The organism is Microvirga sp. 2YAF29 (assembly GCF_052114605.1).
GTDB lineage: Bacteria > Pseudomonadota > Alphaproteobacteria > Rhizobiales > Beijerinckiaceae > Microvirga.
Window position 1 is genome coordinate 153,846 of sequence record NZ_JBFRFB010000005.1, and the last position, 12,853, is coordinate 166,698.

General features: G+C 63.6%; 12 protein-coding genes. 5 read left to right on the plus strand and 7 right to left on the minus strand.

All coding sequences use genetic code 11. From position 1 onward, the window contains the following. The first annotated feature begins 63 nt into the window (after positions 1 to 63). On the plus strand, positions 64 to 384 hold the full coding sequence (locus AB4Y85_RS08675; RefSeq protein WP_441984479.1) for a DUF1330 domain-containing protein: 321 nt from the start codon (positions 64 to 66) through the stop codon (positions 382 to 384). 5 nt (positions 385 to 389) lie between these two features. Here AB4Y85_RS08675 and AB4Y85_RS08680 read toward each other — a convergent pair whose 3' ends face one another. The 3 genes from AB4Y85_RS08680 to AB4Y85_RS08690 form a co-directional block, all read right to left on the minus strand. Further along, entirely contained in the window at positions 390 to 1,583 is a 1,194-nt protein-coding gene (locus AB4Y85_RS08680) for a multidrug effflux MFS transporter (RefSeq protein WP_441984480.1), read from the minus strand. Positions 1,584 to 1,676: 93 nt separating this feature from the next. Further along, positions 1,677 to 2,420, minus strand: coding sequence for a M48 family metallopeptidase (locus AB4Y85_RS08685; protein WP_441984481.1), 744 nt, complete (start codon positions 2,418 to 2,420; stop codon positions 1,677 to 1,679). Between the two features lie 64 nt (positions 2,421 to 2,484). Continuing rightward, the gene (locus AB4Y85_RS08690) at positions 2,485 to 3,759 is read right to left on the minus strand and encodes a polyhydroxyalkanoate depolymerase (protein ID WP_441984482.1); all 1,275 of its coding nucleotides are present in this window, start codon (positions 3,757 to 3,759) and stop codon (positions 2,485 to 2,487) included. Between the two features lie 231 nt (positions 3,760 to 3,990). On the opposite strand from AB4Y85_RS08690, the gene AB4Y85_RS08695 reads away from it, so the two are divergent. Together AB4Y85_RS08695 and AB4Y85_RS08700 are read left to right on the plus strand one after the other, a co-directional pair. After that, entirely contained in the window at positions 3,991 to 5,385 is a 1,395-nt protein-coding gene (locus AB4Y85_RS08695; protein WP_441984483.1) for an ActS/PrrB/RegB family redox-sensitive histidine kinase, read from the plus strand. Between the two features lie 45 nt (positions 5,386 to 5,430). Next, positions 5,431 to 5,988, plus strand: a complete 558-nt coding sequence (locus tag AB4Y85_RS08700; protein ID WP_441984484.1) for an ActR/PrrA/RegA family redox response regulator transcription factor — start codon at positions 5,431 to 5,433, stop codon at positions 5,986 to 5,988. Positions 5,989 to 5,995: 7 nt separating this feature from the next. Here the strand turns inward: AB4Y85_RS08700 and AB4Y85_RS08705 are convergent, their stop codons facing one another. Continuing rightward, a complete protein-coding gene (locus AB4Y85_RS08705; protein ID WP_441984485.1) occupies positions 5,996 to 6,493 on the minus strand; it encodes an MmcB family DNA repair protein in 498 nt (165 codons plus the stop codon). Positions 6,494 to 6,713: 220 nt separating this feature from the next. Further along, positions 6,714 to 7,268 carry a hypothetical protein gene (locus AB4Y85_RS08710; RefSeq protein ID WP_441984486.1) on the minus strand — a complete coding sequence of 185 codons (555 nt, stop codon included), beginning with the start codon at positions 7,266 to 7,268 and terminating at the stop codon, positions 6,714 to 6,716. Positions 7,269 to 7,437: 169 nt separating this feature from the next. On the opposite strand from AB4Y85_RS08710, the gene AB4Y85_RS08715 reads away from it, so the two are divergent. Next, complete coding sequence (locus AB4Y85_RS08715) at positions 7,438 to 9,948, plus strand: ABC transporter transmembrane domain-containing protein (RefSeq protein WP_441984487.1); 2,511 nt, start codon at positions 7,438 to 7,440, stop codon at positions 9,946 to 9,948. A 108-nt stretch (positions 9,949 to 10,056) separates the two neighbouring features. Next, complete coding sequence (locus AB4Y85_RS08720; protein WP_441984488.1) at positions 10,057 to 10,989, plus strand: MBL fold metallo-hydrolase; 933 nt, start codon at positions 10,057 to 10,059, stop codon at positions 10,987 to 10,989. A gap of 160 nt (positions 10,990 to 11,149) precedes the next feature. Here AB4Y85_RS08720 and AB4Y85_RS08725 read toward each other — a convergent pair whose 3' ends face one another. Beyond that, positions 11,150 to 11,914 (minus strand): HugZ family pyridoxamine 5'-phosphate oxidase, encoded by a 765-nt coding sequence (locus tag AB4Y85_RS08725; RefSeq protein ID WP_441984489.1) that lies wholly within the window; start codon positions 11,912 to 11,914, stop codon positions 11,150 to 11,152. Positions 11,915 to 12,186: 272 nt separating this feature from the next. After that, the gene (locus AB4Y85_RS08730) at positions 12,187 to 12,531 is read right to left on the minus strand and encodes an antibiotic biosynthesis monooxygenase family protein (RefSeq protein ID WP_441984490.1); all 345 of its coding nucleotides are present in this window, start codon (positions 12,529 to 12,531) and stop codon (positions 12,187 to 12,189) included. Between the last annotated feature and the right edge of the window lie 322 nt (positions 12,532 to 12,853).

Below are 12,853 nucleotides of genomic sequence, written 5' to 3' on the forward strand. Positions count from 1 at the left end.
CGTAATCGCCACGGCACAATCAGGCATGCATCTTGGCTTCACATTCAAGCCAAGGAGCATGCCATGTCCGCCTATGCCGTCGCTCGCCTCTACGAAGTGAAAATGGGGCCGGAGATCGTCGAGTATCTCCGAAAGATAGACGCGACGCTGGCACCCTTCGATGGGCATTTCCTGATTCACGGAGATCCGGTGGAACGGCTTGAAGGCGCGTGGTCGGGAGACCTGATCATGATCGCGTTTCCGGACAAGGACCACGCGCGCAAATGGTATGAATCCCCGGCCTACCGGGAGATCCTGCCTTTGAGGACGGGGAACTCCAAAGGCGACGTGATCCTGATCGAAGGCGTTTCACGGGACCATAAAGCCCCCGACATCCTGGGCTGACTTCCCTAAGCCGTCTTTCCGCGCGCCCGTCCCGTTACCGAGAAGACGATCAGCGCCCCGACGCCGGTTGCAGCAATCGCAATCGGCAGCGGCAGGGCGGAAGCGCCGAGGTTCTGGCCGAGCACGATGCCGAGCACGGCGGCGAAACTCATCTGGCAGATGCCGAGAAAGGACGATGCCGCGCCCGCCCGCTCGGGAAAAGGCATGAGCGCGGAGGCCATGGATTGCGGCATGGTGAGCCCCACGCCGAATCCATAAATCGCCATAGGGCCTGTGATGGCGAATGACGACGGTACGCCGAAAGCCACGAGCACCAGCATGAGTACGCCGCCGAACGCGAGACTCACCACGCCGGCCTGGATCGTGCCGTCGAGTCCACGGCGGCTCACGATGCGCTGCGCGATCAGGGTGCCGATGATGTATCCCACGACCATGAAGGCGAACGAGAAGGCGTAGGAAAGTTCGTCGAGGCCATAGATGCCCTGGAGCACGAAGGACGATCCGGAGATGAAGGCGAAGAGCCCGCCATAGGTGAGCATGGAAAGGCTCACATAGGTCCGATAGCCCGAATGTTTCAGCAGCGTGCCGAAGCCTCGGATGATGGAGGCGAACGAGATCGGCACATCCGATTTGTGGCGAATGCTTTCAGGGAGACGCAGCAACACCGTCGCGGCGAGCGCAAGACCGCAGAACAGCATCACGCCGAAGGTCATGCGCCATATTGTGAACTGCGCGATGATTCCCCCAAGCACGGGCGCGATGGCGGGCACCACACCCATGATCGTGCCCATGCGCGACAATTCCTTGCCTGCGCGCGGCCCCTCGTAGAAATCGCGCACGATGGCGCGCCCGAGCACGATGGGACCGGACGCTCCAAGGGCTTGCAGGAAGCGCGCGGAGATCAGCACCTCGATATTGGGAGCGAGCGCACAGATCAAGCTCGCCACCGAGAATAGTCCCAGCCCGAACAGCAGCACGGGCTTTCGTCCGACCCGGTCCGAGATCGGCCCATAAAAGAATTGCCCCGCAGCAAAGCCGAGAAGAAACGCGGAGAGCGTGAGCTGCGCCTGCCCGGTCGTCGCCTGCAATCCCGCAGCGATCGCTGGCAGCGAGGGCAGATACATATCCGTGGCGAGCGGCCCGATTGCTGTGAGCAGCGCGAGAACGGCGGTAAGGGCCAGGGTGTCGGGCTTGAGCATGGGGCGGCTTGTTTCGATGAAGGGCGTTGCCCCGCACTAAGCCGAAACGACGCCTCTGTCACGCTGCCATGATACTCGACCCTCAGCCGCCCCTTACCCGATGCGGTGAAGGGCGCTGCCGTAGGTTTTGAGCCAGGCTTCCGCGTCGTCGGTGCGGGGGCAGAGCTGGTAGGTGATCTTCCAGAAGCGCTGGGAATGGTTGAGCTCGCGCAGGTGCGCGACCTCGTGGGCGGCGAGGTAATCCAGCACGAAGGGCGGGGCCATGATCAGGCGCCAGGAGAAGTTGAGCGCTCCGTTGGCCGAGCAGGAGCCCCAACGGCTCTTGGTGTCGCGCACGGTGATCCGCTTGGCGGGCACGCCGAGCTGGGCCGTATGCTTGCGGACGGCCGCCGCGAAGTCCCGGCGGGCCTCGGCCTCCAGGTAATCGCGCACCCGGCGGGCCACATGGCTGGCCTCACCGGTCACAGCGATGATCGGCTCGCCCGCGCTGTCATGCGTGGCCTGCGTGACGCCGCGAATCGTCGACCAATGGACGATCCGGTGCAGCACGCCGCGCAGGGGCACGACGGAACCCGGCTCGAAGGACACCCTCTCCGGCACCTTGGCGAGGCGGGAGGCGACCCACTGGCTGTGGCTGTCGGCGAATTTCTGAGCCAGGCCCACATCGGTGCGCTCAGGGATGGACAGCACGACCTCGCCGGTGGCGTTGGAAACGCGCAGCGTGATTCGTTTGGCGGTTGGGCGCCGTTTGAGAGCTACCTTAAAGCATTGGCCCTCATGAGAAACTTTTAAATATGGCGGGTCCGCAGGAACGCGGCGGAACAGAGCGGATTTCATGTCCGCAATCTGCCCGCTTACGTCGATTCTGTCAGCGCAGCCGTTTGCCGCTGCTAAGAACGCATCAAGAACGTTCTGAGGCCCTTGACGGGGCTTTTCGGACTGGTTCTCCGCTGTGATTCTCAATGAATTCAGCGATTCGAGGAGCGATTTCAGCCCGGAAACGAGAGCCGTTGAAGACGCCATAGTGACCGACCCCGGCCTGCAGGTGATAGAGCTTCTTGTCGGAGGACAGGTTGGGGGTCAAGTCCAGGGCGGCCAGGGTCTGGCCGACGCCGGAAATGTCGTCCCGCTCGCCTTCGATGGCCATAATGGCGCAACGCCGGATGTCCATGAGGTCCACCGGCTGGTCCCGGTGCATCATGTCGCCCTTCGGCAGGTCGTGATTCACGAACACCGTCTCGACCGTCTGGAGGTAATATTCGGCGGTCAGGTCCATGACGGCAAGGTACTCGTCATAGAAATCGCGGTGCTTCTCGGCCGAGTCGCCGTCGCCTTCCACAAGGTGGTTGAACATCTCCCAATGGGCCGAGAGGTGGCGGTCCATGTTCATGGCCATGAAGCCGGAGAGCTGCAGGAAGCCCGGATAGACGTCGCGCCAGAAGCCCGGATGGGACGGGGGCACCTTGGCGATGCAATGCTGCTTGAACCACTCGATGCCGCGCTCTTCCGCAACCCGGTTCACGGCGGTAGGCGAGCGGCGCGTATCGATGGGGCCGCCCATGAGGATCATGGAGCGGGGAATGCGGGGATCGTTCTCGGCTTCGAGCCGAGCGATGGCGGCGACCACGGGAACCGCCGGCTGACATACGGCCATGACGTGCAGGTCCGGGCCAAGATCGCGGAACAGGTCCTTCAGGTAGTCGATGTAATCATCGAGATCGAAGCGCCCTTCCGAGAGCGGCACCATGCTGGCATCCGCCCAGTCGGTGATCATCACCTGGTGGGTGGGCAGAAATGCCTCGACCGTGCCGCGCAGAAGCGTCGCGTAATGGCCGGACATGGGCGCCACGATGATGAGCTTCGGCTGATCTTTAGCGGCGCGGTGGTCGCGCTCGAAAGAGACGATGCGGCAGAAAGGCCGCTCCCAAAGGATCTTTTCGGTAACGGCGACGTCTTCGTTGCCGATCCGCGTGGTGACGAAGCCGAATTCGGGCTTGGCGTAGCGGCGGGTGGTGCGCTCGAAAAGTTCGCAGGCTGCCGAAACCGTGCGGCCATAGGGAGTATTTGTCAGTGGGTTACCAGGATTATCAAAGATCAACTTGGTAATATCGGACGCAGCACGGGCAGGGCTCAGGAGCCAATGCGCCGTGTCATACCAGTAATAAGCAAAATTCATATTATGTCCCCAAAGGCCGGGCGCCCTTTAATCCCACAATGCGGAGCAGGCTTATCCTCAACCATAACATTTAATTTAAGGTTCCTTGGCGCCATTGCAACTACATTGTTGCAGCAGAATCCAGATCACGACCTGTTGAACCTTAGCAAAGTAGGCTTCCGTCCTGAAATAGGATTAAGGGCTTACCTCGATTGCTTGGCGAATGCTGGACGAACCCTATTCTGTTCGTTCATGGCCGATACACTCCCGAAGAACGCCCCGCCCAATCCGCGCCAGCTGCGCCTGGATACTCTGGTCCGCCTGCGCTGGCTTGCCGTCGCCGGTCAGGCTTCCGCCGTCGCGGGGGTCCGTTTCGGTCTCGGCTTCCCCTTGCCCTTCGAGCTGTGCTTCCTGGTCATCGCCGCGTCGGTCTGGACCAATCTGCTCCTGCGTATCCAGTATCCGGCGAGCCACCGGCTTAGCGACAATGCCGCCACGGCGCTTCTCGGCTTCGACATCCTCCAGCTCGCGGCCCTGCTCTACCTGACGGGCGGGCTCGAAAACCCTTTCGCCATGCTCTTCCTCGCGCCGGTGCTGATCTCGGCGACGGCGCTCACACCGGAGCGGACGCTGGGTCTCGGGCTCCTGGCGGTCGGCTGCGCCACCGTTCTCGTGCTCGCCCATCGGCCTCTGCCCTGGTTCCCCGGGCAGGATTTGAGCCTGCCGTTCCTCTATGTAAGCGGCATCTGGACGGCAATCCTGCTCGGCACGGTGTTCACCGGCATCTATGCCTGGCGCGTGGCCGAGGAAGCGCGCCAGCTCGCCCAGGCACTCGCCGCGACGGAACTTGTGCTCGCCCGCGAGCAGCACCTCTCCCAGCTCGATGGCCTGGCCGCCGCCGCCGCCCATGAGCTGGGAACGCCGCTCGCCACCATCGCCCTGGTCTCGAAGGAGCTGGCCCATGCCCTGCCCAAGGACGGTTCGGTGGGCGAGGACCTGAAGCTGCTCCAAGAACAGGTGCAGCGCTGCCGTTCGATCCTGACCAAGCTCACATCCATGGGAGAGGAGGACGACGAAGGCTTCCTCGAAACCGTCACCTTGAGCCATCTCGTCGAGGAAATCGTCGAGCCGCAACGGACTGTGGGCTACGACGTGCGGATGAACGCCTGGGGCGAGGGGCCGGAACCGGTCGGGCGGCGCAATCCGGGCGTCGTCTACGGTCTGTCCAACATTCTCGACAATGCAACGGATTTCGCCGACAGCCATGTGGTGATCGAGGCCTGCTGGACACCTCACGAAGTCTCCATCGAAATCCGCGACGACGGTCCTGGTTACGCCCCCGATATCCTGCTTCGGGTAGGCGAGCCTTATGTCACCACACGCAGCGCATCGGAGCGCACGGAGGCCAACTTAGACGAAGGTGGAGGTCTGGGCCTCGGATTGTTCATTGCCAAGACTTTGATCGAGCGATCGGGCGCGGAAATCACCCTCACGAACGCCGCTCCGCCGGGCACGGGAGCTATCGCGCGGATCGTTTGGCCCCGTCATGCGTTTGAACAGGGTGCGGCAATTTCGCCGCAGGGAGATTTTCACGAATCTCTCAAAGACGAGGGGAAGAATTCCCATATGGAGTTCGGGCCTTCCTAAGCCCGTTCCTGACGGAATTCTTCCGGAAGAAAAGGAGACTTTCTAATGGCCGACGCGCCCGTTGCGTTCGAGGATCGCGCCGACAAGAGCCTCTTGATCGTGGATGACGACCGGCCCTTCTCGACCCGTCTCGCCCGTGCCATGGAAACACGCGGCTATGAGGTACGCGTTGCTGAAAGCGTGGCCGATGGCATTGCAGCTATCGAGACCGAACCTCCAGCTTTCGCCGTGATCGACATGCGTCTCGGCGACGGCAACGGCCTCGACGTGATCGAACGCCTGAAACATCGCCGCCCCGATGCGCGCGGCGTCATTCTCACGGGCTACGGCAACATCGCGACCGCGGTCACGGCCGTGAAGATGGGCGCTTTCGACTATCTCGCGAAGCCCGCCGATGCCGACGAGATCCATGCGACCCTCATGGCGCAGCCTGGGGAGCGGGCGCTGCCGCCGGAAAACCCCATGTCGGCGGACCGCGTGCGGTGGGAGCACATTCAGCGCGTGTATGAATTGTGCGGCCGCAACGTCTCGGAAACGGCCCGGCGCCTCAACATGCACCGCCGGACCCTACAGCGGATCCTCGCCAAGCGCGCACCGCGCTGACGGATGCCTACAACCGCCCGTCGGCAATCCTGTCCGGATCGGCCAAGCTGTGAAGCAGGGATGCCGCCGCATGCGCGAAACGCAAGGTCACGGCCTTGCGGCGCGCGCCGGCCAACGGATGATGCGCGGCTTCGCGCATCACGGCGGCGCCGAAGCTGTCGGCGATGATGAGACCGCGATCATCGGGCAGGATGTCGAAGGACATCGTCTCCGGCACCGCGAAATAGAATCGGTCGCAGAAATCCTCGTAGTCGGGCCATTTCCTGTCGGCCCGGAAATCCGCCACGCATGACTTGATCTCGATAATCGTGAGCGCGCCATCAGGTGCCAGCGCGATCAAATCCGCGCGACGGCCATTGGCCAGCGTGAATTCGGGCAGCGTCACATGGCCGAGCTGGGCGAACAGGCGGCGCACGCCTCGTTGGACGCCGGCGGCGACGGCGGATTGGCGCCCATCAACGGGCAGGACGATGGTGGAGCGGATGGCTACGGACGAATCGGACATGCGGACAGACTAGCTTCTCGGGCAACACTCGCAACGTCGCGTTTGTCGCGCTTGGAATGGCTTCGCGGCCCGGCAACCTCGCTCACGTCATCACCGGCCTCGTGCCGGTGATCCCGATGCTGTGAGGCGCGGCGCTCTTCCAATCGGGATGGCCGGGACAAGCCCGGCCATGACGTGGAGAAGTTCGAGCGAGATCCCTTCTTCGGATTAGCAGCACATCTCAATGCAGCATGAGATTATGCGGAGACAGGTCCTCCAGCATGTCCCGCAACTCTTCCATATGCGGATTGATGGCGAGCGCGATCTGGAAGGCGGCGCGGGCTTCGTTGAGGTGGCCGTTGCGCAGGCAAATATTGCCGAAGCCCGAGATGGCTCCGAAATGGCGCGGCTCCAGACGCAGGGTCTGAGCGATGTCGAGAAGGCTGTCCGCGTCGCGCTGTTCGATGAAGGCCAGCGTCGCGCGCTTGTTCCAGGCTTCCGCCCAATCGGGATGCTTCGCCACGAGATGATCGAGCAGGGGCTTGGCCTTCTGCAGCTCGCCGGAGGAGAGCGCGTCCACGGCTGCCGCCATGGTCTCCTCCGCCAGCCTGTCCTCGTGGGAGAACCACAAAGCCCAGATCTGGTCCTCGATGTCTTCCACGGGCCTGATCGGCTCCTGCGCCGAAAGCTCGCGGAACAGGCCTGCGAGACGGCTCGGCATCGCATCGGCAGGAATACGCTCCGGGGCTTCGAGGATCATCTGGAAAACCGGATCGACTGGCAATGAAGATAACATGGGCGGGCTCAATCACCCCTCGTGAATGGAGACTTGAAGGGTGGACATAGGGGCGAAAGTGCCATGGACGAGGGCCAATCGAACTCTTTGGACTGGTCGTACACATAACCCTTCGCTAGTTTGCATTCCAAAGCTCAACCGATCCAGACACCATCATGGGGGAGATGTCATGGAGCGCGACCCGCTGCGCCTGGCGTGGAAGGCCTCTCCGCTGCGCCACATTCTTGGATTTCTGCTGCTCGTCGCGGCGGGATCGCTGCTCGTCGCAGGCCTCGATCTGATCCGCCACGTGGTCGACCGCGCCGTGACCGGGGCGACGCAGGGCACCTTGTTCAGGATCGTGCTCACGCCGCCTGCGCGCCTCTGGCACGAGTCCATCGTGCTCTTTTCCGGGTACACGCCGCACCCCGATGCGCTCACTCTCGTTTCCGTCTTCGGTGTGCTGCTCATCCCCGTCATCGTCGGGTTTCTCCTGATCCTGCTCGACTGGGTCATGGTCGGAATCGGATCGGCCATTCTGACGAGGCTTCGCTCCTCCACGATCAACGCGATCCTCAAGGCCCCGCCTTCTGTCCAGGACGAGGTTTCCACCACCACCGCGCTCGCCGCGCAGGGGCTTGCCCGCGAGAACAATGTGCTGGCCGCGAGCCTGCTCATGCCGGTCAAGCTCGGCGGCATGATCGGCTTGGCCTTCGCCTATGTTCTCGTGATGGACTGGTATCTCGGCGCCGCCCTGGCAGCCGTGCTGGTTCTGGGCGCGATCCTCAACGCACGGCGCGCGCTTCTGCGCTTCGACGCCACCGCCGCCCGCCATAAGGAGGGCGAGCGAGCCGAGGGCGTGCTCGCCGGCCTCGAACATCGCATTCCCGCCATGCGCGCTCACGGCACGGGTTCCTATGAGCGCGGGCGGGTGCGCCATCTCCTTCTCGACGTGCACCGCCCTGTCACGAGGCGCGAATATCGCCTCGCCCTCGTCGATTCGACGGCAGCCGTCGCGCTCATGCTCGCGCCCATCGCGGTGCTGGCCCTGGGCGCCTGGTTCTCGCAATCCCGCCCGCTGACCGCCGGCACGGTCGCCGCCAGCGCCCTCGCCTCGGCGCTCGCCGCCTATGGGGTGCGCGAGATGGTGCAATGGCACCGCCTCACTATCAGGGCACGCGCCCTTCTCGCCGATGTGGCGCGTAGCCAGGCGTCCCTGAAGCCGCGCGAGAAAAAGGGCAAGCTCATCCTGCCGGAGAACGGCGCTCTCATGGCGCAAGGGCTCTCGGCCTACGACCCCGCCAGCGGCGCGCGCGTGACTTCGGTCAACCTGAACCTCGCCTTTCCCTCCCATGTGGCCCTGGTGGGCGATGGCGATTCCGGTCCGCGCCTGCTGGCGGCGCTGATGGCCGGCCAGATCCATCCGTCGCTGGGGCGCATCACCTATGGCGGCGTGGACCTGATGGATGCCGACCCGGTCGAGCTCAGCCGCCGCATTGCATTCGCGGGCGACACGGTGCTCATCGAAGGAAGCCTGCGCGACAATCTGCTTTATGGCTGCAACGCCACGGGCGACGAGGCCGAACATCGCCTGTCCGATGCCATCGCGGTGGCGGGCCTCGAGCGGCTCACCCATGCGCGCGGCCTCTCCGGCACCATCGATCCGCGCCGCGAGCCTGCGCTCGCCTCCGCCATCGTGGAGGCCCGCCGCGCGGTGCAGGCCGCGCTGGCGGAGGAAAACCTCGACCGTTTCGTCGATCCCTTCAGCGTCGAGCGCTACAACCGCTACGCCACGATCGGCGAGAACCTTTTGTTCGGCAAACCCGTGGGCGACACGTTCCGCGAGGACAGGCTCGCCGATCATCCCTTCGTGCGTGCGATCCTGGAAGCGAACGACCTCACTAAGCTCATGGCGCAGATCGGCCTGTCGATCGCGACCAGCATGGTCGAGATCTTCGCCGAGATTCCGGACGGCCACCCGCTCTTCGAGCGCTTCGCCTTCTTCTCCGCCTCCGACCGCGCCTATTTCCAGGATCTCGTGGAACGCCAGAGCGTCCAGCGCCGTCCTGGACGCGACCAGGAACGCCTCATCGGCCTCGCTCTGCGCTACAACGAGAGCCGCCACCGTCTCGGTTTCCTCGACGAAGCGCTGGAGGCGAAAATCCTCGTGGCCCGCGCGGATTTCGCGCGCATGCTGCCCGTGAGCCTGCGGCCGGCCATCGAGTTCTACAGCGAAGCCTCGTTCTGCTCGGCGGCGAGCGTGCAGGACAACCTTCTCTTCGGTCGCATCGCCGCCGATCAGGCCGGCGCGGCGGAATCCGTGCAAGGCGTCATCCGCCGCGTGCTGACCGCGCGCGGCCTCGACGGCGAAGTGTCACGGATTGGTCTTGGACTGCCTGTGGACATGCAAGGCGACGACCTGAGCCTGAGCGAAATCGCAGCCATCGATCTCGTGCGCTGCCTCGTGCGCAGGCCCAGCGTCCTCGTGGTGCAGCGCGCGCTCGACGGGCTTCCGGGTCCGGCGGCCGACAAGCTCGTGGCGTCCTTGCGGCGCTCGCTCGTCGGAAGGGGTTTGGTTCTGGTCACGCCGGCAATCTCGCCCGCCATGGATCATCCGCCATTCGACGCCGTTATTCATTTCGAGCGCGGCGAGCCGGTGATGGTTCCCCGCACACAAGTCCCGGAGGCGCTGAGCGCATGAAGCTGATCCCGATAACGGTTCTTGCTTGCGTTCCGGCGCCGCCTGGGGTCATCTCACCATGTGCGCTATCGCACATTGACGACATTTACGGTCGGGCATGATCCAATCATGGTAAGGCGAGTTGCATCTTCTGACGAGCTTGAGGTCCGCTTCTGGGGCACACGTGGCTCCACCTGCGCATCGGGTCCTCAGTTTGTGGAATTCGGCAGCCACACCGCCTGCGTCGAGATCCGCTGCGGCGAGCGCATGTTCATCGTCGATGCCGGAACCGGCATATCCGCCCTCGGCAGCCATCTCGGCAACGACGCGCCCGAGACCATCGACATCCTCTTCAGCCACCTGCACCTCGACCATGTGAGCGGCCTGCCCTTCTTCAAGCCTGCTCTCGCCAAGGAGCGCCTGGTGCGCACCTATTGCGGCAATCTCGACGGCGACAGCGCCATGGCCGCCCTGGACCGGCTCTTCGCCCCGCCCCTGTTCCCCATCCGCCTCGGCCAGCTTCCCGCCCGCTTCGAGCATGTGGGTTTCCGCTCCGGCGAGACCCTGACCCTGGACGGCGGCATCCAGATCGAGACGCATCCCTTAAGCCATCCCGGCGGCGCTACGGGCTATCGCTTCCGCCACGGAAGCTTGAGCGTCTGCTATATCAGCGATCTCGAGCACAGCGACCCCTGGCCCAATCAGGGCCTCGCCGATTTCGTGCGCGATGCGGATCTGATGATCTATGACGGGATGTTCTCGGAGGAAGAGTATCCGTATTGCCGGGGCTGGGGCCATTCCACCTGGCAGAAGGGCGTCGAGCTCGCAAAAGCCGCCAATGTCGGCAGGCTTGCGATCTTCCACCTCTATCCCGGCCATGACGACGCCACCATGCGCGCCGCCGAGGCCGATATCCAGACCATCATGCCCAAGGCCTTCGTGGCCCGCGAGCGCCAGTCCATCATCTTACGCCCCGCAGGCGAGGCCGTTGCGGGCCGGCCCGCCATGACCCGGAACGCCGACGCGAAGGCCGAATGCGTCGTGGTGGTCGCTTCCCGCTGAGGACTGCACCTCTGATCAAGCACCGCGCCTGTTCTCTCCGCCTTGCGCGGAGGGTGAGGGAAGGCCGGTGCAGGACAAGCCCCTACCGTCGCAACCGGTCTGCCGGTATCCCCTCCACGCAAGGGGAGAGAACAGATGCTGCGCTTTCCTTATCAGGCACTCAGCCCTTCGCCCGCGCCTCCTGCGCCAGGACCATGAGCACCGGACGTAATTCATGCGGCCCCGTGAGCGGCTTCGGGAACGGCAGCCGCAGGATTTCGTCGCCGAGCGCCAGCTGCAGCCCTTCCGGATCGATGCCGATGATGTGCCAGGCGCCCGCCCGGGCACCGCAGAGCTTCTCGGCATAAAGCGCCACCGCATCGGCATGATCGGTGTTCATGTGCTCGATGGCGCCGGCCTCGAAATCGTAGAAATCGAAGAAGCCGGAGGTTTCGGTGAGAAGGTCCTTGCGTTCCATGCGGTAGGCGCGACCGAAGCCGCCATTGAGGCTGCCCCCTTTCACATCGAGACGCCAGAAGGCGAAATCAGGGAAGTCCACATAGAGCTCGGCTTTCGGATGCTGCGTCAGGTAGCGGCGGCGGATTTTCCGGGTCTCGTCGGCGGAGCCCTCCAGCCGCCGCGCCTTCGCGAGCAGGGTCAGGCGCGGATGGGCGAGCGGGTCGCCCTTGCCGATGGCCGAGAGGAGGAGCGAGCACCGCGGATCGGTCTCGAGCAGGTGCGTATGCACGGAGAGCTTCGATGTCAGGATGATGGGCGAGCCGTCGAGATCGGTGCCCACAGCCACGAGGCTAGAGAAGGGCATGCCGCTCGCCGCATCGTTGGTGGCGAGCGCGCCGGAACGCGCGGTGCGCATCAGGCGCTTCGCGAGGTGACGGGCCTCGTCATCGACCGGAAGGATCGGGTCCTGTGCGGGTGCTTTTTCCATGACGGTCCTCACCTTTCTCCGTTTTCAGCCTTGTCGGCCAAATCGCTCGCGCAGTGACTCGAACCGGACGATCCGGTCAGCCTTCGGACTTCGATCCTCGTTGCGGCCCACGAGATCGTTAACATCACACCACCCTCTTCGTTCACGGATTGCAGCGAGCAGAAGCGCTTGCCGCAGAAGGGACGGTCGATGGAAATAAATGAAGCGGCAGCTCTCGGCCTGCAAGTGCCCGCCCATGCGCACCGCCGATTCCGGCGAGGCAGTCGAGCACGTCATTCATGGCTGCCGCCCCTCGGCGTGTTGCGGATGGTCTGGAAGACGTCGAAGCCCTCGAATTCCGGATGGCCGAGGGTGAGCGGCTTGTTGGAGCCGGTGCTGGCGCGGGTATGCGAGGCACGGAACTGTTCCGAGCGCGTCCAGGCTTCGAAATGCGCCCGCGACTGCCAGACCGTGTGCGAGGAATAGAGGATGTGGTCCTCGCGCTCGGGACCGCGCAACATGTGAAACTCGACGAACCCTTCCAGCTCGTTCAGGTGGCTGTCCCGGCCAAGCCAGCGCTGCTCGAATTCCTCTGTAGCTTCCTTCAGCACCTTGAAGCGGTTCATGGCGATGAACATGGATGTTTTCTTTCCTCGAATGGTTAGGGGACTGGGATGCGAGAGGAACAAAGGCAGGCAAGGCTTAGTGCGGGTCTTTCATGTCGATCTTCAGGCGACCGATTGGTGAGCCGCATTCTCCATAGGATGAGTTTGCATCCGCTATCCAAATCAAGTAATTGCGTCAATATCGGCTCTTCAATTCGCAGTTTTACATTTTTCTAAACTGCGAATACATGCAGCCTGTAAGTCGAACCCAGTTTAGAACATGTAAAAACTGATGATGATGTGGGAATTTGCTTTCGCCGGCGGAACCGGCGAAGGGCAAGCCCATTCTCATCAG